Source organism: Paenibacillus sp. FSL L8-0340, assembly GCF_038593145.1.
Lineage (GTDB): Bacteria > Bacillota > Bacilli > Paenibacillales > Paenibacillaceae > Paenibacillus_AQ.
In genome coordinates this window covers 4,008,285-4,033,049 of sequence record NZ_CP151967.1, presented here as the reverse complement: position 1 = coordinate 4,033,049, position 24,765 = coordinate 4,008,285, and the positions used below count along the sequence as shown (strand labels likewise).

General features: G+C 43.3%; 30 protein-coding genes. 6 read left to right on the top strand and 24 right to left on the bottom strand.

The window, feature by feature from the left end:
• Window positions 1-412: 412 nt before the first annotated feature.
• The gene (locus NST07_RS17935) at window positions 413-559 is read right to left on the bottom strand and encodes a hypothetical protein (protein ID WP_341093503.1); all 147 of its coding nucleotides are present in this window, start codon (window positions 557-559) and stop codon (window positions 413-415) included.
• A 13-nt stretch (window positions 560-572) separates the two neighbouring features.
• Window positions 573-812, bottom strand: a complete 240-nt coding sequence (locus NST07_RS17930; RefSeq protein ID WP_341093501.1) for a hypothetical protein — start codon at window positions 810-812, stop codon at window positions 573-575.
• Between the two features lie 200 nt (window positions 813-1,012).
• Between NST07_RS17930 and NST07_RS17925 the strand changes: the two genes are divergently transcribed.
• The 3 genes from NST07_RS17925 to NST07_RS17915 all read left to right on the top strand — a co-directional run bounded on the left by NST07_RS17925 (window position 1,013) and on the right by NST07_RS17915 (window position 2,438).
• A complete protein-coding gene (locus NST07_RS17925; protein ID WP_341093500.1) occupies window positions 1,013-1,501 on the top strand; it encodes a GNAT family N-acetyltransferase in 489 nt (162 codons plus the stop codon).
• A gap of 105 nt (window positions 1,502-1,606) precedes the next feature.
• On the top strand, window positions 1,607-1,816 hold the full coding sequence (locus NST07_RS17920; RefSeq protein ID WP_341093497.1) for a hypothetical protein: 210 nt from the start codon (window positions 1,607-1,609) through the stop codon (window positions 1,814-1,816).
• A 205-nt stretch (window positions 1,817-2,021) separates the two neighbouring features.
• A complete protein-coding gene (locus NST07_RS17915; protein WP_341093496.1) occupies window positions 2,022-2,438 on the top strand; it encodes a VOC family protein in 417 nt (138 codons plus the stop codon).
• 71 nt (window positions 2,439-2,509) lie between these two features.
• Here the strand turns inward: NST07_RS17915 and NST07_RS17910 are convergent, their stop codons facing one another.
• The 11 genes from NST07_RS17910 to NST07_RS17860 form a co-directional block, all read right to left on the bottom strand.
• Window positions 2,510-2,686: a hypothetical protein gene (locus NST07_RS17910; protein ID WP_341093495.1), complete on the bottom strand. Its 177-nt coding sequence runs from the start codon at window positions 2,684-2,686 to the stop codon at window positions 2,510-2,512.
• A gap of 291 nt (window positions 2,687-2,977) precedes the next feature.
• The gene (locus NST07_RS17905; RefSeq protein ID WP_342479893.1) at window positions 2,978-3,556 is read right to left on the bottom strand and encodes a TetR/AcrR family transcriptional regulator; all 579 of its coding nucleotides are present in this window, start codon (window positions 3,554-3,556) and stop codon (window positions 2,978-2,980) included.
• Between the two features lie 107 nt (window positions 3,557-3,663).
• Window positions 3,664-4,434 carry a glucose 1-dehydrogenase gene (locus NST07_RS17900; protein WP_342479892.1) on the bottom strand — a complete coding sequence of 257 codons (771 nt, stop codon included), beginning with the start codon at window positions 4,432-4,434 and terminating at the stop codon, window positions 3,664-3,666.
• A 91-nt stretch (window positions 4,435-4,525) separates the two neighbouring features.
• Window positions 4,526-5,185, bottom strand: a complete 660-nt coding sequence (locus NST07_RS17895; RefSeq protein ID WP_342479891.1) for a carboxymuconolactone decarboxylase family protein — start codon at window positions 5,183-5,185, stop codon at window positions 4,526-4,528.
• 35 nt (window positions 5,186-5,220) lie between these two features.
• Complete coding sequence (locus tag NST07_RS17890; RefSeq protein ID WP_342479890.1) at window positions 5,221-6,303, bottom strand: FAD-dependent oxidoreductase; 1,083 nt, start codon at window positions 6,301-6,303, stop codon at window positions 5,221-5,223.
• A gap of 63 nt (window positions 6,304-6,366) precedes the next feature.
• Window positions 6,367-7,137, bottom strand: coding sequence for a glucose 1-dehydrogenase (locus tag NST07_RS17885; protein ID WP_341378763.1), 771 nt, complete (start codon window positions 7,135-7,137; stop codon window positions 6,367-6,369).
• 138 nt (window positions 7,138-7,275) lie between these two features.
• Window positions 7,276-7,626, bottom strand: coding sequence for a thioredoxin family protein (locus NST07_RS17880; RefSeq protein WP_342479889.1), 351 nt, complete (start codon window positions 7,624-7,626; stop codon window positions 7,276-7,278).
• Entirely contained in the window at window positions 7,610-7,930 is a 321-nt protein-coding gene (trxA, locus tag NST07_RS17875) for a thioredoxin (protein WP_341093486.1), read from the bottom strand. The genes NST07_RS17880 and trxA overlap by 17 nt, the downstream gene beginning before the upstream one ends.
• 107 nt (window positions 7,931-8,037) lie before the next feature.
• On the bottom strand, window positions 8,038-8,325 hold the full coding sequence (locus NST07_RS17870) for a hypothetical protein (protein ID WP_341378762.1): 288 nt from the start codon (window positions 8,323-8,325) through the stop codon (window positions 8,038-8,040).
• Window positions 8,326-8,494: 169 nt separating this feature from the next.
• On the bottom strand, window positions 8,495-9,454 hold the full coding sequence (locus tag NST07_RS17865) for a zinc-binding dehydrogenase (RefSeq protein ID WP_342479888.1): 960 nt from the start codon (window positions 9,452-9,454) through the stop codon (window positions 8,495-8,497).
• A 218-nt stretch (window positions 9,455-9,672) separates the two neighbouring features.
• Complete coding sequence (locus tag NST07_RS17860; RefSeq protein WP_341093482.1) at window positions 9,673-10,326, bottom strand: metalloregulator ArsR/SmtB family transcription factor; 654 nt, start codon at window positions 10,324-10,326, stop codon at window positions 9,673-9,675.
• 731 nt (window positions 10,327-11,057) lie between these two features.
• On the opposite strand from NST07_RS17860, the gene NST07_RS17855 reads away from it, so the two are divergent.
• From NST07_RS17855 to NST07_RS17845, 3 genes are read left to right on the top strand one after another with little or no spacing between them, the layout of a single operon-like run.
• Window positions 11,058-11,723: a metalloregulator ArsR/SmtB family transcription factor gene (locus NST07_RS17855; protein ID WP_342479887.1), complete on the top strand. Its 666-nt coding sequence runs from the start codon at window positions 11,058-11,060 to the stop codon at window positions 11,721-11,723.
• A complete protein-coding gene (locus NST07_RS17850) occupies window positions 11,720-12,040 on the top strand; it encodes a DsrE family protein (protein ID WP_341093479.1) in 321 nt (106 codons plus the stop codon). Before NST07_RS17855 ends, NST07_RS17850 begins: the two co-directional genes overlap by 4 nt.
• 45 nt (window positions 12,041-12,085) lie before the next feature.
• Window positions 12,086-13,372 (top strand): MFS transporter, encoded by a 1,287-nt coding sequence (locus tag NST07_RS17845; RefSeq protein WP_342479886.1) that lies wholly within the window; start codon window positions 12,086-12,088, stop codon window positions 13,370-13,372.
• A 92-nt stretch (window positions 13,373-13,464) separates the two neighbouring features.
• On the opposite strand, the gene NST07_RS17840 is transcribed toward NST07_RS17845, so the two are convergent.
• The 11 genes from NST07_RS17840 to NST07_RS17790 form a co-directional block, all read right to left on the bottom strand.
• Window positions 13,465-13,683: an SHOCT domain-containing protein gene (locus NST07_RS17840; protein WP_342479885.1), complete on the bottom strand. Its 219-nt coding sequence runs from the start codon at window positions 13,681-13,683 to the stop codon at window positions 13,465-13,467.
• A gap of 14 nt (window positions 13,684-13,697) precedes the next feature.
• Entirely contained in the window at window positions 13,698-15,032 is a 1,335-nt protein-coding gene (locus NST07_RS17835; protein WP_342479884.1) for an ATP-binding protein, read from the bottom strand.
• A 345-nt stretch (window positions 15,033-15,377) separates the two neighbouring features.
• Window positions 15,378-16,559 (bottom strand): MFS transporter, encoded by a 1,182-nt coding sequence (locus tag NST07_RS17830; RefSeq protein WP_341093472.1) that lies wholly within the window; start codon window positions 16,557-16,559, stop codon window positions 15,378-15,380.
• Window positions 16,556-17,359, bottom strand: coding sequence for an ABC transporter ATP-binding protein (locus NST07_RS17825; protein ID WP_341378758.1), 804 nt, complete (start codon window positions 17,357-17,359; stop codon window positions 16,556-16,558). The genes NST07_RS17830 and NST07_RS17825 overlap by 4 nt, the downstream gene beginning before the upstream one ends.
• Window positions 17,346-18,167, bottom strand: coding sequence for an ABC transporter ATP-binding protein (locus NST07_RS17820; protein ID WP_341093469.1), 822 nt, complete (start codon window positions 18,165-18,167; stop codon window positions 17,346-17,348). Before NST07_RS17820 ends, NST07_RS17825 begins: the two co-directional genes overlap by 14 nt.
• Before the next feature lie 5 nt (window positions 18,168-18,172).
• Window positions 18,173-19,066 carry a nickel/cobalt ABC transporter permease gene (opp1C, locus tag NST07_RS17815; RefSeq protein WP_341378755.1) on the bottom strand — a complete coding sequence of 298 codons (894 nt, stop codon included), beginning with the start codon at window positions 19,064-19,066 and terminating at the stop codon, window positions 18,173-18,175.
• A complete protein-coding gene (gene opp1B / locus NST07_RS17810) occupies window positions 19,067-19,999 on the bottom strand; it encodes a nickel/cobalt ABC transporter permease (RefSeq protein WP_341378754.1) in 933 nt (310 codons plus the stop codon). It abuts the gene before it with no gap.
• Window positions 20,000-20,024: 25 nt separating this feature from the next.
• Entirely contained in the window at window positions 20,025-21,626 is a 1,602-nt protein-coding gene (gene nikA, locus NST07_RS17805; protein ID WP_341378752.1) for a nickel ABC transporter substrate-binding protein, read from the bottom strand.
• Window positions 21,623-22,915 (bottom strand): opine metallophore biosynthesis dehydrogenase, encoded by a 1,293-nt coding sequence (locus NST07_RS17800; RefSeq protein WP_341378751.1) that lies wholly within the window; start codon window positions 22,913-22,915, stop codon window positions 21,623-21,625. The genes nikA and NST07_RS17800 overlap by 4 nt, the downstream gene beginning before the upstream one ends.
• A 15-nt stretch (window positions 22,916-22,930) precedes the next feature.
• Window positions 22,931-23,725, bottom strand: a complete 795-nt coding sequence (locus NST07_RS17795) for an SAM-dependent methyltransferase (RefSeq protein WP_341378750.1) — start codon at window positions 23,723-23,725, stop codon at window positions 22,931-22,933.
• A 29-nt stretch (window positions 23,726-23,754) separates the two neighbouring features.
• The gene (locus NST07_RS17790; RefSeq protein ID WP_341093459.1) at window positions 23,755-24,585 is read right to left on the bottom strand and encodes a diaminopimelate epimerase; all 831 of its coding nucleotides are present in this window, start codon (window positions 24,583-24,585) and stop codon (window positions 23,755-23,757) included.
• Window positions 24,586-24,765 lie beyond the last annotated feature (180 nt).

Genomic DNA, 24,765 nt, shown 5'->3' with positions numbered 1-24,765 from the left:
ATGGGTTTGAGAGTTTACACAATATATTTTACAGACTCGGACTTTATTATCTTGTTCACAGCTGCCGTCGATTATATATTTGGCAACGCCCCCATTACTGCACAGTTTGCGTCTAAGCTTCAGTAATAACGTGCTTTTGTGCTGTTGATTAGACTTTTTCTGACTTCGTGACACTTTCAAAAACGAAACAATGATTACAAATTTCATCTGTGTTTATTAATTTTTCTTCTTCGCAAACAATACAAATCCCTAATCTACTGGCTGATGGATCATATCCATTCGATTCATTCGCTCCGCAATCAGTACATTCTAAGTGAGTCCAATCCATACGATCTGAACCACAGTTTCTACATTCCATAATCTTTCTTCCCTTCGTCACAGTATTCGTCTATTGTTCAGTATTTTCATACATTCAGTTCATATGGGAATACTTATCTTCACCCCAAGGTGTTCTATCGACTTCGCTAATATAATTTTTCTTTGTATCTGATACACGCTCTTTAAACATAATTGCTTTTGTCAATTGCGCTTCAACATCTGATTTTATTCTATTAATCAATAGTTCTTCACCTCTACGATTTTGAACCAATAATAAACGTTTCAGCTCCAAAGCCATTCTCAACATAATAGTTTTTTACTTGTCCTATTTGACCTGCGTACAATTTAAAGTAAGTATTGTCTATACAAAAACCGCCTTCGCTAAACTGTCGAGTGACAATGTGCTCTGTGATATTCACTTCAATACATTGTTCAAAGCGCAAGCAAACCACAACTCTTGTTAATTTGTCTTCCAACTCCAAACTGATATTCATGATTCATTCACTCCTTCGCTATATGCATCTACCGCCAGTGTCTTCGAACTGCGCATCATCTAGCGGAATCACTTTTGTCAAAAGAAGAAATATTAGTCTAAGGAAATAAAGCACTAGACTGTCGGGAGCATTAAGCTAACGTTCCATTACAAATAAAAAAGTAGTATTCTTAAAAAAATACACATAAAGGAGTTAATAAAATGATTACGTTTTATACTGATAGATATAAAGAAGAAGTCATTAAACTAATATTGCATGTACAAAATGATGAATATGGTGTAGGGATTAGTGTTGAAGAGCAACCAGATATACTAGATATTCAATCGAACTATGTTAAAGATGGAGGTGAATTTTGGGTAGCTTTAAACGATAACGGTGATGTTGTAGGCTCAATCGGGTTGCAAAAGAAAACTGACGATATTGCTGTACTAAAGAAATTTTTTGTTTATAAAGATTACCGCGGCAAAGAGCTTGCGATAGGAACAGGCCTTTACGAAGCTATGCTTGATTTTGCGCAGAAACATCGGTTTTCTAAGGTGATTTTGGATACTCCATCCAAAGCAACTAGGTCACACAGCTTTTACAAAAAAGTTGGATTTAAAGAAATTACTAAAGGCGATTTGGCAATTCAATATGATTATCCTGATAGAGATTCACTTATTTTCGAGTTAGACTTAATCAGTCAATAATATTGGGAGTAACCGGTTTAGATAGCCTTTGTACTAATTGACCCAACAGTAGTCTAGGACTTTTTTTATCAGTTCAAGACAGCTGTTGGTTTTTTAAAGGACTATGTGATTGCTGACCAAACCATCTATCACGATGCTGCACATCCATCTTCCATCACCTTACCTATCATACCTGCAGACAAGCAAGGTGAATGGTTGGATTGGCCATATGCTCCTGAAAAGACTGGCGGTTTTGACCATGCAGCTATGGCGGGAAAACCAGTATGTACTGAACCAGTTCCGATGAATACCGCAGATCTTCCTATCTTAGAGTAATTGAAAACACTCATTTTCATGGAGCTGCACTCTAACTAGTAAAACGTTGGAGTGTAGCTCCAGTTATATGTAATGCGCTAATATCCTAAACTCAAACTCCCCACGACCGAATCCATGAGACCGATGAATTCCCGGATCGGCTGTCGTCTATATAAACGAAGGCATAAATGAACACAAACTAATTTGACGAAGAGGTGTATTGAAAATGGCATTAACGTCCGCATTCACGAGCTTCAACCTGCCTGTAAAAAACGTAGAACAATCGAAAGCGTTCTTCACCGGACTCGGATTCGAGATCAACCCGCAATTCCCTGAGAATGAGAATTCGGTAGCCATCGTGATCGGCGACAACCTGCAGGTCATGCTGATCAATCAAACATTCTTTAATACGCTCACGGAGAAGGAATCCGTCGATACAAGCAAATATGCGCAGATGACGATCGCATTGGCCTTCGAGAGCCGGGAAAAGGTCGATGAAATCGTGAATACCGCGCTCTTCTTGGGGGGGGAATTACACGCTGAACCTGAAGATCATGGGTTCATGTATCATTGGGGCTTCGTGGACTTGGACGGTCATCTGTGGGCTATTAACTACATGAACATGGATGCGGCACAAAGTTAAGACTAACGGAGCGTAATAGGGTTAAAAAGAAAAACGCCGGGAAATCTTCCCCGGCGTCTTCTTCGCGATGATTAGTTTTGTTCGGTATAGGCTTTGAAATTGTCCATGATTGCTTGCCAGCCTGCTTGCTGCAACTCGACGGGATTGGAGCTCTCCGCGTCGAACGTTTCAACGACCGTCGTCTCATTCCCTTGATCGACAAAAGCAATATCTTGCTCGCCTACCGGTCTGTAACCTGATGAACTCAAATATATGCAGATCGTAAGATCTTGAGTCTGCTGGGAATACTCGGATAGCAGACTTAACAGGGGGAACGCCCGTCTGGGGTTGGTACTTCACCGGAAGCCCAGTACTATCGGGCTCCTTTCAAACAATAAGCTCACAAAGGCAGGTTATTATACTTTTTCCTGCGCAGTGCGAGCGTCTACGTAATTGCACTTATGCGGTTGAACCGCCGTATACGAACCTAGTACAGTGGTGTGAAAAGACGGCCTCTCAATTAGTGGATAGCGCCTACCCGATTAGAAAACAAGAGAACATTATTCATTAGACAAAATCCGCATGTAACTTAAGACAAGTGAATCATAATAGTCGATTTGACCTGAAGTTCTAGACATTAGTTGGGCACCTTGTACGAAAGCAATAAGTGTTTTCGCTTGATCCAAAGGCTCATTTGAAAAATTGAATTCGCCATCTGATTTTCCGTGACTTAGTACCTTCTCGATCCAACTCGTATTGGCATCAAAAAATATATTTAACTCGTTACGTATTTCGTCAGGAAAAGAATTCAACTCAGCAGCCATCATTGAACACAAACAAAGTTTAGTATTATTTTCTAGTGTGTCTCGGTATAAATCAAAAAATGATTTTAGCTTTTTTTTCCAACTATTATCATCTTCATGGATTCGTTGAAGTTTATCTATGAACTCTCTACGGTAACGAATCAGTACAGCTTGGACAAGGTCCTTTTTAGTTGGAAAATGATAATGAATGCTCGCCTTACGAATTCCTATGGCTTCAGCGATGTCAGCGTAACTAAACCCGTTATAGCCCCGTTCTTGAACCAGGGTAAGGCCTGTATCCATAATATATTGTAAAGTATTTTTCTTATTATTCATAATTGAAATCTACCATCCAGTAAATATACTGTCAAGATTCCCTCCATCCCCTCTTAGTTTTATAGAAAAGGCTGACCACCTAACGTGATCAGCCCATTCAAAGATTATTATCGAAGACGAGCAGTAACACCGCCATCCAAAGGCATTACTATACCGGTGATCCAAGAAGCCGAATCACTGGCTAGAAACAAGATGGCCTCTGCTACATCCATTGTTGTACCATTTCGACCGATGGGATGGAAGGCATTAAAGCTAGGCAATACTTCTGCTACTTGCTCCTCAGTCATGAACGTATTATAGATCGGTGTTTCAACGACTGCAGGTGCCACTGCGTTTACTCGGATCTGGTCTCCAGCTAACTCCACCGCTAAGTTTCTTGTCAATGCGTGTCTTCCTGCCATAGCTGCCGAATATGCAGCCGATGGAGTGGCTTCTACCGCTTGTATTGCCCACATGGAGCCAGTATTAACAATTGCTCCTCCACCTCTTTTTTTCATTTCTGGAATAACTGCCTGAGAAGGATAGAATGTTCCTTTAACAATGGTATCCAGGTACGATTGCAAATCCTCTGCTGTATGTTCAAGAAACGGTGTCGGATTAAATTTCCCAGTGTTGTTCACTAGTATGTCGACTCCTCCGAAAGCTTCTACAGCAGCTTGCACCAGTTTGCTCGATGTTTCCTGCAAGCTGATGTCGCCGGCTACAGCAATAACCTTCTTGCCCGAAGGATCAATTTCCAGAGCAGCTTGCTTGAGAACATCCTCGCGCCGGCCATTGATTACGACATTGGCTCCCTCTTCAAAAAAACGTTGTGCTGTTGTCTTTCCAATCCCTGTTCCTCCGCCAGTTACAATTACAGTTTTGTTTTCAAATTTCATTTTTGTGCATCTCCTTTATCTACTAATAGGTAGTTTGTCGATTTGATTTTGTTTTTATACATTAAGACTTTAAATACCTGCAAATTTATTATCAAGATTCATCATATGCATTCAAAGCATTCACACCATGTGCCATCGCAGATCCCGCCTTTAATGCTGTTGCCACCATAATTGCCTCAGCCATTTCTTCTTTGGACACTTGGGCCTTTTTAGCTGCTTTTACGTGAGCTTGAATACAGTATGGACATCCCGTAACGTGTGCAATCGCGATCGCTATCAGTTCTTTTTCCTTTACACTAAGCATCCCAGCTTTCATTGCCTGCACATCAAAATTGATGAAAGCTTTAAAAGCATCACCGGCTAGATTAGCATACTCATTGATTCGATCAAAGTAAGAAGCATTATACAGTTCATCATTACTAGCATTACTATCATAAGCGTTAAGAGCATTTACCCCGTGAGCCATTGCAGACCCCGCTTTTAATGCGGTAGCAACCATAATAGCCTCAGCCATTTCTTCTTTTGAAGATTCTGGTTTTATTTTATTGACATGGATTTCAATACAGTACGGACAACCTGTAACGTGAGCTACTGCAACAGCAATTAATTCCTTTAATTTAGTTGAAAGGAGTCCTTGGGCTAAAGCCTTTTGATCGAAGTTCACAAATGCCCGAAAAGCTACGCCAGACAAATTACCAAATTCTCCTAGCCTGTTTATATATGATTTTTTGTACAAGTTGTCTTTGCTCATCTTTATATTCTCCTATCATATGTTTTTTATAATATTTAGCTGAGTTGTTTAATTACCTCACTAGCAACTCTTTCAGCTGACTGAAGGGCTCCTTCAAGATGTCCACCTTGTCCGTAAGCTGTCTCGGTCCCAGCAAAATAGATATGTTGTACTCGATCTCCATCAAGTATTGGTCCATAATTCGGGAAATATTGAAGCGGAGCCGCATCCTCGTTAACAGCTATATTAGTGTCAGTAGACCAATCTTTATATAAAATCGCCTTTGTATTCTTTGAAAAAGGACCGAATAGCCGCGTTAATTGTTCCACAACAAGCTCAAGGAGTTGTTCCTGCCCCATATTTAGGCGCATTTCTGAAGGAAGGCTAAAAAAGCCAAACAGTGCGCCAGAATCAGGCGAAGGTGAAGCATCATGAATCTCCTGTAATGGACCGACCCAACTTGAAGCGAAGCCTGATAGACCATGATCACGCCAGAAAGGCTTTTCATATACAGCAATAACCTTAGCTTGGTTAGCCATCCAAGTTGGTTTATTCATTAAATTGGTTTTTACATTAGCCGGAAGTTCAGGCCAAAATGTAATATTTTGTTCAGCAACCCGTGGTGGTAAAGCAATTATCACTGAGTTACCATAAAAATCCCCTGCATTTGTTTGAACCATTACCCTATCATTGTTTTGATGATGAATAGAGATTACTCTTGTATTTAAATGAATTGCATCAGGTGGTAATGTAGCTGCCAACGCATCAATTAGAGACTGAGCCCCGCCTATAAACCTACGCGAGTACTCCATTGCGTCTGAAGACAAATTATGTTGTTCTGGTAATTCGTTTATAGATCGTTCTAACAGAACGCGTCCATCATTAAACTGCTCAAATGTGGCTAAACCGAGTTCTTCGACCAGTCGGTTCATGGCTGACTCATAACGCGGCCAGTACCATGTGGGTCCAAGATCAAATTTACCTAGTTCAGGTTTATCCTCGACTTCTACACTTAAGACCCTTCCACCAATTCGATCCTGAGCTTCCAAAACCGCACATTTAATTCCTTGTGAATGAAGTAAAGAAGCAGCCCTAAGTCCACTTAGACCCCCACCAACTATTATTACTGAGTCATCCATTCTATGTTTGCACTCCTTATTGATTCAGGTGAGCCCGATCGATCTACTTAGGCTGAAGGAAGTTTATCTGAGTCGGGCAGTAACACCGCCATCCAAAGGCATTACTATACCGGTGATCCAAGAAGTCGAATCACTGGCCAGGAATAAGATGGCCTCTGCTACATCCATTGTTGTACCATTTCGTCCGATGGGATGGAAGGCATTAAAGCTAGGCAAAACTTCTGCTACTTGCTCCTCAGTCATGAACGTATTATAGATCGGTGTTTCAACGACTGCAGGTGCCACTGCGTTTACTCGGATATGATCTCCAGCTAACTCCACCGCTAAGTTTCTTGTCAATGCGTGTCTTCCTGCCATAGCTGCCGAATATGCAGCCGATGGAGTGGCTTCTACCGCTTGTATTGCCCACATGGAGCCAGTATTAACAATTGCTCCTCCACCTCTTTTTTTCATTTCCGGAATAACTGCTTGAGAAGGATAGAATGTTCCTTTAACAATGGTATCCAGGTACGATTGCAAATCCTCTGCTGTATGTTCAAGAAACGGTGTCGGATTAAATTTCCCAGTGTTGTTCACCAGTATGTCGACTCCTCCGAAAGCTTCTACAGCAGCTTGTACAAGTTTTCTCGATGTTTCCTGCAAGCTGATGTCGCCGGCTACAGCAATGACCTTCTTGCCTGATGGATCAATTTCCAGCGCAGTTTGCTTGAGAACATCCTCGCGCCGGCCATTGATTACGACATTAGCTCCCTCTTCAAAAAAACGTTGTGCTGTTGTCTTTCCAATCCCTGTTCCTCCGCCAGTTACAATTACAGTTTTGTTTTCAAATTTCATTATGTGCATCTCCTTCTGATTTTATTAATCTACCTACCAGTAGGTAGATTAGGGTCACAACGATTATAATAGGATAAATATTAAAAGGAAATATTATTTATAACAAGCAATCGCAGATGACATTAGTAGTTCCTGAGTTTAACTGAATAAAAAATTATACATACTATTAACTTGCTCAGATAACTGTTCTAATCGAACAAAGCGATCTGTTCGGAGATACTCTTTGCCGTCAATAAAAATCATTATAGTAGGAACACTGAACACAAGAAATCTTTCGGCTACTTGTTCTACTCTACTCGCGTTTATGTGTCCTACATAGATTTGTGGATAGCTCTCAAGCATTATAAGCAGTTTTGGTAAGATTGCATGACATACAGTACACTCTGGTCTAGATACATAGAGTAGACAAAATTGGTGTTTTTTCAGAAAGCCTTCAATCTCATCTACAGAATTAATTTCGTGTAAAAAATGCTCATTTTCCTGCGGCATTCAGAATTTTATCCTTAAGCAACTCTTTTTGTTTCACACCGACCATTTGATCAATTAACTTACCATCCTTAAACAGAAGTAAAGTCGGAATACTTTGCACCCCGAATTGTGCAGCCAATTCTTGCTCAGCATCCACATTGACTGTAGCAATGTTTGCTTGCCCCACCATTTCAGTGGCTAGTTCTTCAACAATTGGGAGTTGCACTCGGCATGGTCCGCACCAAGAAGCCCAAAAGTCAACTAGAGAAACACCAGAAGTAATATATTCTTGGAAAGTATATTTAGTCAAAGCTGTTGCACCCATTAATATTCCTCCTCAACATAAAGTGGTTTACTCCATTCAATTAATCACTTGAATTACATTGATTTACAAAAGACCTCGTCCCCGATGACGAGGCCTTTGAGTTCTAATTAGAATGCTGCGTAAATTCTGACTTCAGGATCTGCTTCCAACAAATTCTTTAGACCAACTACAACATCGTTATTAAAAAGATCACTTTGCAGATAAGCTTTTGCATCGGCTTCACTGCTAAAGCAATGTAAAACCTGTACATCATCATCACGAACCAACAGCTCTTTTGTCAGAGCGCCATCAATTCCTTTTAAAAATGGTTCTTTGTACGTAGTGTACACTTTTGTTGCCGCATCACGGTTTGCCGGTTCAACCTTTAAAGTGATCTCTAGATATGCTTTTTGCATAATACTTACTACCTCCGTTTAATAGTAAATTAATGTATGAATAAATAATCAATATTCAAATATTCAATCATACAATTGAATTGTAGTGTATGAAATGATATCTGTCAATAATCTTCTACGTGACCTTTATATTAACAGCGAAAATCACTAATACTATTCATATAATCTATTAGGATATATTTAACACCGCACGGAACCGTGTCTTAGCGGCCATCATTTTCTCATAAGCTTCACTAGCTTGTTCCAGTGGAAAAACTTCGATCATCGGTCGCACATCAGTTAAAACACTAAAGCGAATAGTGTCATTAATTTCCTTTGCCTGTCCAGTAAACGAACCTCTAACCGTACGTTGCCCTCGCACGAAATCCATTGAAGTTAATTCCAAAGGATCACTCGAACCCGCGACTATGATAAGTTCTCCATCGGTTCCCAGTCCGTTGATTAGTGAAGATATAACTTTGGGATTAGGCGCTGTAGCCAAAATGACTTTGGCACCACCCAGGCTTTTTAAAACCTCAGCAGGATTTTCTTTATTTAAGTCAATATAATGATTCGCTCCAAGTTTTCGAGCCAGTTTCTCTTTATCAATGCCACGAGAAATAGCAACCGTTCGAAAACCAGCCTTATGTGCATACTGAATAGCAAGATGTCCTAGGCCACCAATACCTGAGACTGCTACTAGGTCCCCAAGTCGTGCTTTACTGTTTCTAATAGCGCTAAATGTTGTTTCACCTGCACACATAAGAGGGGCTGCTTCAATAGAGGTAACTTCCTTTGGAATGCTTGTTAAATAATCCTCAAATGCAACCATGTATTCTGCATACCCACCATTCATGGTTAGACCTGTTACGTGACTATGGCCACCGTTATATCCGATACCCACACGATCTCCAATATTCCATTTTGTCGAGCCATCTCCAAGCTCTTCTACAATTCCGATTACTTCATGCCCTGGAATCTTGGGATAGGTTGGGGCACCTCCCATAATCGTTCTCGAGTCTCCATTGCATACACCGCACGCTTCAACCCGTAGGAGAACCTGACCCATCTCTGGTTGAGGTATCGGTATCTCGACCAATTTCATTTTTTCTCCCTTGGCTTGTATTTGCATCGCTTTCATCTTTCGCATGTTTTTTCCTCCCTTATCCTTACATGTGTAGTGCTTTATCAGCATACATCATTTTATTATATTGATCTATTGTATAATTGAATAATATAATAAAGGAATTTATCCTTGTTATAATTCACCATATTTAATTGGAATATACTTTCGTGAACTTATTGTATTAAACTAAAATCAACAAAAAAGAACACCATCCCTGATGTTCTTTTGAAGTATTTTTTATATTAGCTAGATCGCCATTCCAATACACTTTCTTCAATACGATATGCTTTGAATCCCCTCTTTTGTATTTTCTCAACAGCTTGGGTTGTGAACACACAATAAGGACCGCGACAGTAGGTCGCCATCTCGGTATTATCCGGTACTGTATCAAGATATGCATCGAGTTCTTCCATAGGTACTGAAAGGGCTCCATCAATATGCTCCGTCTCATATTCATCTCTCGGACGTACATCCAATACTACAAAATTGCCTTTATTCATCCGTTCTAAAACTTCCTGCTTAGAGATGGTGTGAACAGTATTAAAGTGTTGTTCAATGTCTTGTTTAATCCGTATCACATCAGAGAGCTGGTTCTCAGAAAGCTTCCATAGAGATACCATAAATTCAGCAACCAATGGGTTTGCTAAGGAATAGATAACATAGGTTCCTTTTTTTGAAAAGCGTACCAAATTGGCATCTAACAAAATCTGAAGATGACGCGAAACATTAGCGACATTCATTCCAGATATGTGGGCCAAATTTTCGACTGCCTTAGGTCCGTTTGCTAATATATTCAAAATTTCTAATCTTCGTTCGCTGGATAAACATTTTCCAATTCGGGCGTACTGCAAAAATAATTGTTCTTTATAAAATTCAGCAATTTGTTTATCATCCATAGGTGTTCAACCCATCCTTTTGTTCAACTATATAACTGACCATATAACGTTCTGATCTAAATTTCAAGTTTATTGAAAGTCACTGCATTAATCTTATTTTATCATAGTAGGACATCAATATTCCTATCAAATTTGCACAACCACTACTTGCCTCATCAATCTCTGCAGAACTTTACACCCGCAGCGGTGTATAACCGTCAGGCTTTGCTCTTATCCCCAAGCGAATAATGGAGGGAACTTCGTTCCCCTCCCGCGCCTTCGCTTGGGCTTTGCCCCCCACCTATTCCTCGGGTAGCGCTGACTTTGTAACTATTTTCACAACCTAAAGATATTAAATTCTCTGTCTTGACATCGTGTAGCACCATATTTTGCCTGCTGTGTTAGTGGTTCTAAATCCGTTCCCGCATACCTAGCTGTAAATTTGGGCACACACCAAGAAGCTTGAGGAGGAATTGTTTTATTCTTTTGTAGCAAACTATGGGCTGCAAATTCTTATTAAAGGGTCTGTTTTCTTAAATACGAATGCAGGAAAATTTGGATTCCATTTTTCGGTTTAATAGTTAAAGCATACAACTATTAGGATTTAAAAGGTGTACTTACTTCAGCACACTTCTATTTTAAGATATTGGACTAATCGTTGATTTTTGTCTAAAAGTAAATTGACATTTAAACAGAAACAGCATAAAGTTAAAGCATTCAATAAATTAGTTGAATAGACAGGAGGGGTTAGTTTGAACGAGAGAGAATTTAAAAATGTGTTATTTACGGAATTTTCTCGCATTGGTAAATGTCTATCTAGTCCGAAAAGAATAGAGATTCTTGATGTACTTACACAAGGTCCAAAATCAGTTGAGAGAATATCACAAATTACTTCTATGTCTATCGCAAATGTTTCGCAGCATTTGCAATCGCTCTATTACGCGAAGCTTGTCGATTATAAAAAGCGTGGAAATTTCGTCTATTATGAATTAGCCGATCCAGCTGTTTTGCATTTCTTGAACTCTTTTTATGATCTATCAGAAAAACAGTTAATTGAAATACAACACATAAAGGATCAATTTATGGGCCGATTTTTAGAAGTTGAAGCAGTGTCAATGGATGAATTACTAAGTCGCTTAGAATCTGGAGAGGTCACTCTTCTGGATGTACGACCAAACGATGAATATGAAGCAGCTCATATTCCAGGAGCAATATCGCTCCCAATTGAAGAACTGGCTGATCAGTTATCCGCTTTGCCACAAGACACTAAAATTGTCGCTTATTGCCGTGGACCTTATTGTTTAATGGCTATTAAAGCTATTGAATTGCTTAAAGCTCAGGGATTTGATGCGTATCGTTTGGATAAAAGCGTTCATGAATGGAATGACTATGTAGGTAAGGAAGTGTTAGCTCCATGAAGTTAGGGATTATTCTCCAAACAAAAGAGTCCGAGAAAGCGTGGAATGCGTTTCGATTCGCTAACGCGGCACTAAAGAAACAACATAAAGTTAGGTTTTTCTTAATGGGAGAAGCCGTAGAATGTGAGTCTATTACCCATCCACAACATAATGTATTTGAACAAATGACAACTTTTAATGATCAAGGCGGAGAATTGTTGGCTTGCGGGGCATGCTTGAAGTCTAGAGAGTTGGAAGATTTAACTCAGTGTCCTATCTCCACAATGAATGATTGCGTAGAACTTGTTGAGTGGGCTGATAAGACGGTGACGTTCTAAAGTTGTTCAATACTATTAGCTCAATGCTGTGGAAGGATGTTTTTAATGCAGATCACGAAATCTTCAACTAAACAACAAGATATAATAAAAAGTTACATTGAATCACCTGATAAACAGAGGAAGCTGTATCGACGGACATTGATTACCGTGATTTTTTCCCAGATTTTTGGAGGTGCAGGACTTGCAGCTGGAGTAACTGTAGGAGCGATACTGGCTCAGGATATGCTTGGTAGAGATGACTTCACTGGTGTTCCGACAGCATTATTTACACTTGGTTCAGCAGCCGCAGCCTTGTTGGTCGGTAGAATATCTCAGAAGCATGGTAGAAGATTTGGATTGGGTTTGGGATTTATTACAGGTGGTATAGGAGCCATTGGCGTTATTATAGCTGCCGTTTTAAATAGCATATGGCTGCTCCTTCCCGCCCTTCTTGTTTACGGTGCAGGAACAGCAACCAATTTACAGGCACGCTATGCCGGTACGGATTTAGCAAACTCTAAACAGAGAGCAACGGCAGCAAGCATGGCTATGGTATTTACAACCATTGGAGCAGTAGCCGGACCGAATCTTGTTAACACAACTGGAGAGTTTGCGGTTTCAATTGGGATTCCAAGTCTAGGCGGGCCATTTATTTTAGCAGCAGTGGCATATATTTTAGCTGGTATTGTACTTCTCATATTTCTTCGTCCTGATCCGCTTTTGATCGCGAATGCTCTCGCCGTACATTCAGTTGATACCAAACAATATCCTGATCATCAATCGGAACAGTCTTTAGAGCGAAGAGGTGTAATTCTTGGGGCTTCGGTCATGATTTTAACGCAGATTGTTATGGTGGCCATTATGACAATGACACCTGTACATATGAAGCATCATGGACATGGGCTGGGAGATGTAGGTTTAGTTATAGGATTTCATATCGGTTCAATGTATCTCCCGTCTTTAATTACTGGGATATTGGTTGATAAAATTGGGCGCAAGATAATGGCTGTTGCTTCAGGTGTAACATTACTTACTTCGGGGGTTGTAGCTGCACTTGCACCTGCCGACTCCATGGTTATGTTAATAGTTGCTCTTTCACTTTTGGGATTGGGATGGAATTTCGGTTTAATTAGTGGAACTGCTTTAATCGTAGATTCAACTACGCCTGTGAATAGAGCCAAAGTACAAGGATCTGTAGATGTTCTAATAGCATTGGCGGGTGCCTCCGGAGGAGCATTATCAGGTATGGTGGTTGCACATTCGAGCTATTCAACTCTCTCTTATACCGGTAGTATCCTTTCTTTATTGCTAATTCCGATCATGTTTTGGCCGTATAAAAAATATCTTAAATGATAATAATAAGTCAAGCTAGAATTATAAATAACAAAAGAGCCGTTCACAAGAGTGAAGGGCTCATTGTTATTTTACCATATCTCCATTAATTTTTAATCCCGCAAAATGTTCTTCATCCGGTAATATTCTTCTTCCGTGATTTCACCTCTTGCAAAGCGTTCATCTAAGATTCTTCTTGGTGTATTGTCATTAAATCGTGAGTTCCCATTTCCCCTAACCCATCTTATCACCAAATAGATTACACCTACGATCAGTAAAAAATTGATGATTAATCCAAATATTCCAAATCCGAAGCCATAACCCATCATCATTTTCTCTCATCCTTTCATCGAATTAATGGAAGACGAACGTGAACGGTAGTTCCCTTTCCCATCTCACTTTCAACATGAATAGAGCCGGCATGAGCATCCACTATGGCTTTAACAACTGCAAGTCCTATTCCGGCTCCGCCAGTTTTCCGGTTCCTTGATTTCTCTCCGCGGTAAAAACGTTCAAAGATAAAGGGAAGCTCATCTTTAGATATACCCATTCCGGTATCGGAAACGATAATGACGCCTTCTGCATTCTCTTTTAACACTTCAATATGAACACTTCCAGAACTCGTGTATTTGAAGGCATTGCTTATCAGATTTACAAATACCTGAAGGAGCCGCGAACGATCCCCAGTGATCCAAACGTCACTTTTACTTATCAGGTCAGCTGAAAGTCTTTCCTGCCCAAACTGGCTGCATACCGTATTTAAAGACTCACTAACGATTTCGTTAAGTGAGACGACCTCCGTCATAAGCTGAACCATTGGATTCTCTACAGCAGCCAGATTTTCCAAATCACTGATGAGCCTGACAAGTCGCAGGACTTGATCATGACACACTTGTAATTTATCCGGCGTCGGTTCCCAAATGCCATCCTGAAAGGTTTCCAAATGGCTTTGAATTGTTGTTAAGGGTGTTCGCAGCTCATGGGCCACATCAGCGGTCAGTGATTTCCTTAGTTGATCTTGCTTCTCCAATCCATCAGCCAAATGATTGAGTGTACGCCCCACGCCATCAATTTCAGTATTCTGATTTAACACTTCAACCCGGGAGCTGAGATCCCCCTCCCTCATTTTCGAAGCAATATCTTTAATCTCTAAGAGAGGTCGGCTAATGCTTTTGGCCATATAGCGGCTGAACAGATACGTCCCGACAATTACGAGTATCATTGCGGCCCATAACAAGGTGTTAAACATTCGCAGAAACTGCTGATCCAGACTTTGCGACGTTTCTTTCTCTGGTAGAAATTCCAATGTTCCTACCTGCTGATTTCCTTTTACGATTATTTTTTTAATGGTGTCTTGTGCAGACTGGGAATTCACTTGTATCTGCATGCCCATTTGACTAGTATCCCAAATCAAGCGACGGTTTTGGTCATAAACACGAACCATATAATCACTAATCATCGCTTGGTGCGAAATGGTCATCCAAATGTTTGTATTCCAGTGGCCGGTAGAGACATTATAAGCGTCTTCTAAATCATCCAGTAAACCTTGTATTTCTGTCTGCTGCTGGTTCTTCTGATATTGGTTAAACGAGATGTTCATTACCAAGTTCACAAGCAAGACAATAGACAGAAGAGCAGCAAGGGCAACACCGACATGGGAAATAAGAAGCTTTCTGCTCAATCCGCCTCTATTAAACATCATGACTCACCAAGAATTTATACCCCACTCCAAATACAGTTCCAATAAAAACATGGTCATCGGATATATTTGAAATGGCTGGACTGAACCACCGTTTACTGTTTGCATGATGGACTGTAGATCATGGCGTTTAGCAAAGCTTGAAGACATTTTCACAGTGATACCTTGAATGCGGCTCCCTGCATGATATCGGCCCATGCTTGTCGAGGGACTAAGGTTGAGCTGATGAAGTAATGCAATATACCTAACAAAAAAGCAGCCATTCTCTTGATGAGAATGCTGCTTTTTAGGTGCTACCTATGCCCAGCAGTCACAGCGATCACTCCGTTAACCGGAGCTTCTGAATTTTTCGCCTTGCTGGTTATATATAAAGAATAATAACGAGCCTCCCAATAATGAACAAATAAGGTACACACAGGTATATGATAATAAATCGGCAACCGGTCCCATAATCACTCCGCTAAGCGATACGCCGAGATCAGCCATTGCAATAAATAAACCGATCAGCACATTCCTGTTATTCTCCGGGAGCACGAACGTCAAATAAGTTGTTAAGGTCGGATAAAGCATGGCCTGGGCTAATCCCATTAATAAAGCGCCGCTATAAAAGACTGCAAATCCGCCGACAATAGAAAACCCCGTGCATAAGGACGCCACCGTGAGTGCGAGAATAATCCAAGTTACAAACACAGGATGCCATCGTCCGTCTGAAGGAATCTTTTTCCGCAAAAAAAACCGTGCCGCGACAATCATCGCCGCCTGCAGCATCAAATATACGGCTGCACTGCCATGATTAATCTGAGCTGCGTACAAAGGTATAAAGGTTGTGACTGCGCCAAACACAATGGATGATACCAGCATTAGTATACTGCAGCGAAATAAATGTGGATTCGTGAACAGTTGGGTAAACGAACCCCGCATGCCGGTTCTCTGAGCAGCCGGCCGGTTATCCGACTCCGTCTTCATCGTGGCACTGAAGCCTACAGCTCCAGTAAGGACAGCCATTCCGACAAGTGTTATTGTAAAAACACTCATTTCCCCGGTTTCCCAGATATTAATAGCCAGTAAAGGACCTATTACACCGGGCATCGATGCACAAAGCGAATACATGGAAATGCCTTGCGAGCGGTCTTTCTCTGATAAGGCATCAATTATGCCCAGCTGCAGCGACATAGAGAAGAAAGCCGTACATGCCCCTTGCAGCATTCGGGCGACAAAATATCCGCCTAATCCGGTAAATGTATAAAGAGACAAAGCGACTGCGTTCATTACCAAAATAACACGCAGTACTTTAACCGGACCCAGCTGATGAATCAACTGGCCGGCCCAGGGCCGCAGAAACATGGTCGTAAACAAATAGGCTCCCATAACTAGGCCAATGGTTGAGTTACTGGCGCCCAGGGACTCTCCCTTAAGAGGGATGATTACATTAAGAATAGAGTTTGCACTGAAATATAAGAGGGTCAATACATACAGGCGCAGAAAGGGCCAGGACAGGGCTCCCTTCACAGTATTCTCTCCTTCCGGTTCTCCAGGTCAACGCTGCGGTCTTCACCTGGGCCGGCTAAGCGTAAAGCCATCCGAAGCATGTCTTTGGAATACTCAGACCGGACATCGTTTAATTGGTGGGCAGATAAGATCTCCTCGATTTGTCCATAGCGGACAAACATCAGGCGGTCACACAGATAGACTGCTGCCTGGATATCGTGAGTGATGAAGATATAGCTCATCCCGTACGATTCCTTCAGCTTCTTAAGCAGCTCCAGCACTTGAAATTGAACCGAAGCATCAAGTGAGCTGACTGCTTCGTCCAGCAGAATGCATTTTGGCTCCGTCGAAACTGCTCTGGCAATACACACCCGCTGTGCTTCACCTCCTGACAGTTCATGGGGATATTTCTTACGGTAAGAAGGGTCCAGTCCCACCTGACGCAGCAGGAGGTCAATCCTCTCTTCGACTTCCCTGCCTTTCTGTCCCAACAGTTGAAGGGGTTCAGCCAAGGCTTTCTCAACAGTATAATAGGGGTGAATCGATGAAGTATAATCCTGGAATACCGCGCTGATCTTCCCCCTTCTGCCTGCCCGCTCACCTATGTTTATTCCTTCGAATTGTATGGTCCCGCGGTCAGGCTTCTCAATGCCAAGCAGCAAGCGCCCCAGGGTAGACTTACCGCTCCCGCTTTCGCCAATAATCCCTAATACCTCGCCTGCTTCTAATGTAAAGCTGATATTGTGTAATACCTTCTTGCTTTTGCGGGAGAACAACCCCCTGCCTGCATAGGATTTCTCCACCTGATCAACGGTCAACAAGGTCTAAGCCCCCCATCCTGCTGCTAAAATGCCGGTTCAGCACTTGCTTTGCTTCTATTAGGTGCCTGGTATATTCATGTCGGGTATTTGAAAATATATCAGCTGCACTTCCACTCTCCAGAATCTCGCCGTCCTTCATGACCACAATGTCGTCAGCGATCTGCTTCACCATGTCTAAATCATGTGAAACAAAGATCATGGAGCACCCTGTGTTTGCCCGCAAGGAAATCAGCTGTTCCATCACTTCAAATTGTGAAAGGGTGTCCAGGGCGGACGTAGGCTCATCGGCGATAATCAGCGTGGGCTCAAGAACAATAGCAAGCGCAATCATCATCCGCTGCAGCATCCCCCCGGAAAGCTGGTGCGGGTATTTGTTCATGAGGGCAACCGGATCTTTAAGCATGACGCTCTCCATTGCCTTGGCCATCCTGGACGTTATATCACTCGGGTTCCAGCCATAGTGCTGTTGCAGTGTCTCTCTGAAATGACTTCCGACTACACTTGAAGGATCAAAGGCTCGCATGCCGTTCTGCATAATCAGACACAGCTGCCTGCCTCTTTGCTTTCGCATTTCCGCTTCGGAAAGTTCAGCGAGATTAACCCCGTTCAGCCGCATACTCCCTGATTGATGAATATTGGATTTGTTCAACCTCATGATTGCCCGGCAGGTGACAGACTTTCCGCTGCCGCTCTCCCCCACAATAGCGAGGCAGCTCTCTTGTCTAACCTGGAATGAGCTATCCGAAACGATTATTTTGCCGCTCAGGTTGTCCCATATCCGTAAATTCGAAACATCCAGCGTAACCATTGAATCTATGCCACCTCTTCCCCTTTTGTTTTGGCGGAGAACACTGCCAAACTACGCGGGAATTTGCGGATTTTCCTTTGTAATTTAGGATCGAGTGCCGCTTGCAGCGCATCGGAGCAGAAATTAACCGCCGAAACTACGATAACGATAGCCAATCCAGGGGCCAGCATAAGCTCCGGCCGTGAAAACATTACTCCTCTGGCCTCATTCAGCATCATTCCCCACTCTGCATGAGGAGCCTGAATGCCTAATCCGAGAAAGGACAAGCCGGAGATTTGAAGGATCATGGTGCCAAATGCGCTGCTGGAGATCACCGCAATATCCGGAAGCGCTACCGGCAGAACTTGCTTCATGATGATGGCAAAGTTGCCCATTCCAAGCGCCTTAGCGAATCTTATATAATCAGCATCGGCATACTGCATGACCGAGGTGCGGATGACGCGTGCAAACCAGGCCCATTTCATAATGACGAAGGCAATCAGAATGTTCTGGATTCCCGGTCCCAATATACCGACTACAGCCAGCGACATCACATAACCGGGAAAGGAGAGCATGATATCGCAGATTCTCATGATGATGTTATCCGTCTTGCCCCTGAAATAGCCCGCCAGGAATCCGAGAAGGCCTCCAAAGATTGCAGATACCGCCAGCGCCACAAACACCCAGAGGACACTGGGACGGATTCCGTAAATTAATCTAGACAATACACAGCGTCCCAGATGATCGTTGCCCAGCAGGTACTGCCAGGACGGTGAAGCATAACGCAGCTCCATACGAACTTGTTCCGGGCTATAGGGTGCGAACCAGGGCGCACAAATTCCAATGATTGCGACCAGTGCGGTGACCGTCAGAGATAAGGCAGCCAACTTGTCACTCCACATTTTATGAAATACAGTCATCTAGAACTCCTTCCTCAATCGGGGATTCAATGCTGCATTAATGAGATCTGACAAGGTGTTAAACAGCACGAAGGAGGCAGCCAGAACCAGAACATAAGCCTGGATGACCGGGAAATCCCGGCCCAGGATTGAATTCACGGTCAATGTTCCCAGTCCCGGCCAGGCGAAGATACTTTCCACGACTACTGTGCTTCCCAGAATAATCGGAACGGCCATGCAGAACACTGATACGGCGACCTGCATGGAGTTCTTTAACATACGCATCGTAATTTTCCGTTCAGGCAGCCCGCAAGCCCTGGCATATAGCGTGTAATCCTCATATAACTGGCTCAACATGGAGCTTCGGACTATACGGAAGTAGATTCCGGCATAACTGACGGTCAGAATGATCACCGGCAGGATGTACCCCGCTAAGGAATCCATGCCGCTGGTCGGCAGCCAGTCCAGCTTGACAGAGAAATACCAGATCATCATTGCTGCAAGCCATGCGGACGGCATGGAGGTCAGGAAGAACGAAACACCGCGTACTGAACGGTCCAGCAGCCTGCCTTCTTTCAAAGCACAGAGGATTCCGAGTCCGACGGACAGCGCAAAAATCGCAACGATTGATACCATCGTCAATTTCAGAGTATTAAGAAAGGCTGGCCCGAGCAGGGACCACACCGGAGTACCTGTTATATAGGATTCGCCGAAATCCAGCCGGAAGCAGGAGCCCAGCCAATCGAAATAACGGATCAGAAACGGCCGGTCCATGCCCAGTGCTGTTTTGGTCTCTGCGATTAACGCTTCGGTAATTTGAGGTACTCCCTGTGACCGCAGAACAACCTCAGCCGGTTCCAGCGGCGACAGATGATTCAGAGCAAAGGTCAGAAACGAAATGATGATAAGCAGCGGAACTGCCAGCAGTGTCCTTTTGAGGATAAATCCGCTCATACAGACCTCCCCTTCCATTTCCGGTTTATTTAAAGTGCATGCTCTCGAAGGGCAGCTCGAATTGAGTCTGCTTGAAGGTAATTCCCTGCAGACTGCTCGGAGCAACCACGGTAAGATTACCATTTGTAAGCGGAATGAACACTGCCTCTTCATGGACCTTTGTTAAAATATCCGTATACAGAGATTTTCGTTTCTGCTCATCGGTGGTCACCATGACCTCTTCTATTTGGCTGATAAGCTGCTCCGCCTGGGCAATACCTTTTGTGGCATGATAATAAGCTGTTTCCGAAGTAAATGCAGAGACTGTACTTTGCGGGTCATAGGCAAGTCCCCATGTCTGGTTAAACAACAAATCATAATCCCCCGTTGATCTACGGTTCGCAATAGAGGAAGAATCCTCACCAATCAGCTCCAGCTGCATACCTATACCTTGAACGGTATTCTGAATCAGTTCCGCTTGTGTCTTCTGGGATAAGGAAGCCGCATCATAATATAGTTTCATGGTTAAGGCTTTGCCATCTTTCATGCGGATATCTCCGCTTGAATGCGTCCAACCAGCTTCTTCCAGCAGACCCTCTGCTGCCTGCAAATCATAGGCCCGCGGTTGTAGTCCGAGATCAGCATAGTTCACATTGGAAGAAAATAAGGTGCCGGCGGGAGTCTCCTTGCCGTTGAAGATTTGCCGGGCGATCGTTTCCCGGTCAATGGCATGCCAGATGGCTTCGCGGACGGCTTTGTCATGTGCGGGACTGTCTGCCTTGCCGCTGTTGGCCACGATCATTTTCGTGTTCATCGGCTCACTTCTCACTACCTGGTAGTCTCCGGATTCAGCCAGCCGGTCCATGGCCTCCGCATCAATACTGTCAGTCCCCCGGTCATCGGTAAAGACAAAATTAACTTCTCCTTTTTGCAGGGCCAGGAATGTCGTTTCCCCTGTCGGAAGCACCTTTGCCGTGATTTTTTGGAGTTCCGGTGCGCCGTTCCAATAATGTTCATTGGCCTCGAACACCGCATACTGGTCCGTTTTATGCTCTGTTAGCCGGTAAGGGCCTGTGCCGTTATAACCGCTAACCCCATCCTTGGTTTCCCCATTCATAAAGTCCTTCGGGGAAAGGAAGACATAAGGTCTCGTCATGGAAAGCTCAAGCAATGCCGGATAATAAGGCTCAGACAAGGTCAGTTCAAAGGTGAACTCGTCGATGACCTTGGTATTCACGATTTTGGTCGACAATTTGATCCAGGTATGCTTGACGGCATTATGCTGGACTGCGTCAATATTCTGTTTAACAGCTTCCGCATTAAACGGCTCTCCGTCATGGAAGGTAACGCCCTCTCTCAGATGGAACGTATAGATAGTCCCGTCCGCCGAGATATCCCATGACTCTGCAAGCAAGGGCTTAATTCCTTCAGGTGTATTCTCAACCAGCGATTCGTACACCTTCCCTTGCGCAGGCATAGAGCCGGGATACAAATGCGGATTCATATCATTGATATCCTTTACAGTGGCGTAAACCAGTTCTTGGTTTGGCTTGGATGCATTCGTCTGTCCGTTCTCTGCTTTCCCGCATCCGGCTAATACAGCCATTGATGCCAGTGCTGCCAAGATAATAGTATATCTTTTTTTCATTTGAACCCCCCCATATTTACTATTCTGATATCTTCAGAAAATGATTGGACATGAAATGCCTTGGATAGAGCCTGTCCTTGGAGTGCATGAGCGGTAATCACTAATTGTTGCTCGTAACGCTCAATGAACTTGTCAATCGTTGGACAACTCAGCTTCAACTGACCGGCGATCCCCTGAATGATTTTGATACGGTAATAATCTTCCTTGGGCATCCGTGGAATGTCCCATTCTCCCTCCCTGTTTATAAATACAGGATGGATCGGAACTGCGGAGAAATCATAGTATTTTCCCTCCTGGTCCGGCTCAGAGAACGGATCGATCAGCAGGGAAGCGTAACGGATATATAAAAGGTATTCCTGATGGATAGGTTCCATTGACAAGAAGTTGTCAATATCATGCTGTGGTAAGCTTTCCGCCCGGACCGGATAACTATCGTCTGTCATGAACTTCAGGAGATTTAAGCTTGGCAGGTTAAGCGCTTCGAACAGCCCCGATAATTCCTTCCAGCACTCCAGCATTTCATGAATTAGCCGGGGGGTAATCGGCCCCTCCGGAAATAATTTGTATACATACTTCCTGCCGGGACTCTGAGCGAAGACTGCACTGAGCGAGAAGTGATTCATGACAAGCGGCGGATGAACAAATAAGGAGATATTCCTGCTCTCCGCCTCCAGCGGAGACCTCATGACACTAAGCGTAATCCCCAATACATTGTAAAGCTGGTTCAGCGAATCAAGATTGTATGAAGTGCCCCGAGTAGAGCCGATGAACACCTTTCTTTTAACTCCGGTAGTAATGGCACCGTTCGACGGTACACCGTGAATCCAGCGAGTATCCCCCAGATAAGTGGAGCAACTGATAACTTCTGCCTCAGACCCCATCTCTTTTATGTAATTGTGGACTAAGCTGTTAGAGCCCAAAGTAGGAGAAATTAGAATGAGGCATTTAACCTGCAGTAACAGATTTTTGTTCAGACTGCGCAATACATGCAGATATGCATCGGTTGTTACGGATAAAATTACAGTATCCCAAGCCCCCGTTATCGACTCATAGCCTTGAAATACCTGGTCCGCACAGCATTCACCTTTCATTAGGCGGTGTGATTCGTTCTGTACTGCAGTGAATAACCGGTTCCCGCTCTCACGAAGTGCGGCCATAACCTGTTCTGATCTGTGTGAGATTCTTCCGGCAATTCCAACCTGGGACTGGAAATGATTCTTGAACAGAACAGCCAGCTGAATGGTGACTGGCCCGGTTCCGAGTAATAATACACGCTTGAAGTCGTCCATATACAGCCTCCTTTGTTAAGATCCCGGCTGAGACTTGCAATACAGCGCTACATCAAAAACCTGATCAGGACACAGAATTTGCTCGGCAAGTATCCATTTCGTCTCATTAACAGTTTTCATAGGGTAATTGAAGAGGGATTTTAACCGGTTCCCGTATCTCATTGCTACAACGACCTGCTGGCCGGTTAACGCATACAACTGGTCCAGCAGATTATACTTTTCCGCCACGGTTGAACTGAATATGATATGTGTTGCCTGCTTCAATTCCGTTTCATACTGAATAACCAACCCTGTTACAAGACGTACCGGCAAATAATCTCCTAACTTGCTTAGCACTTTATTACTCAGGATTACCGCTTCTTCGTCTATATCAATTCCAAGGACTTCTGCATTCGTACGTCTGCTTATCAGCATCGGCGTCATTGGAAACGCGCCACTTCCTACCATGACTACCCTGGACTCTGAATCGATCTGAAAGCTTCCGAATTCACGCTCAATACCGGATTCAATATTAGCAAAATATTCGGTTCGTTCCTCACTCCCGTTCAAGACATGTAGAGCGCGGTACTTTTCCATAATGGACACGCATCTCGCCGAAACCTCTCTTAATTCTGCTGTAAGCCGCATCACTTCCTTGGAGCTTTGTGGTTCTAACTTTTCCCAAATTTCCTGATTGCAAGGATTCATAATAAACCCGGTGTAATCGTCTATAATACCCGTAAGTTCCACACTTCGCCCGGAGGTACCATCAAACTCATCTGCCATCTTACGGAACTTGGCTGCAAATTCATAGAGTGTAGATAAAAGCATCTCCAACCTTCTCCTCTCTCCTCCAGTGATTAAAGATCGATATATGCTGTTCCTTCTGCTACGATGCTGACATTGCCTGAAATGCTTAAGCCGGTGAGTTCACTTTTGTCCAGATGTGCAGATACCTTGATGAGTCCACCGGGCTGCAGTATAGCCCCTTCAAAGGGAGCAATGTTCTTCCAGGCCATATATGCACCAATGGAAGCTGTTCCTGATCCGCACCCTCTTTCCCAGACCATACTGTCCAGCATAGGAATATAAATAAGCGGTAAGAGCTCGCCGGAGCTTGGCTTGTACAGCAGAATGCCGATCAGTTGATTGGTCGACGTGATTTCAAGCAACTTCGCTAAGCTTTGTGCCATTTTCTTGACCGGCTTAGTAAACCGCTCCACTTCTAATACCACATGAAGGAAATCGGAGTACTGAATTAGACCGACCATAAATTGATTGCCGTCATACTTGAATATCTTGGCTTCAATGCTCCGGGGCGCAGGCATCATGACCTTGCAGCAATAACCCTCATCAGTATTCGTCACCATACATTGAATCAATTGATCTGTTCCTGAAGCCTCCAATTTAACCGACCTGCAGTCACTGGAGTTTGTCTGCTGATGGGCTATCAGTACGGCCAAGGCCATGCAGGCATTTCCGCAAAACTCACCGCCGGCCATGCGGAGAGCTGCATCTGCATCAGGATGCATAGTTTTCTTAATGAATCCGACTTGTTCGGCATATACGTTGTCGTATGACATCATTTTCAGGGCAATCGGTGCGTATTCGTCTTCCTCATGGCTGCTTCTGACTAGGATGGTCATATTCTGTGTAGGGCTTGCTTTAACAAAAGAGATTTCCCGGCGCATATCTCACATCCTTAAAAACGTAGATTCATTGATTCTCTAACAGGAACAAAACGATATTAAATAGTAATGATTACTATTATCATTGTAAATTATACCCATGAACCCTAATATGGTCAATACATTTATATTCACCCTTTCTCTTCTGTTCATCGCAATCAAAAAAACCCAACCCCGACTATA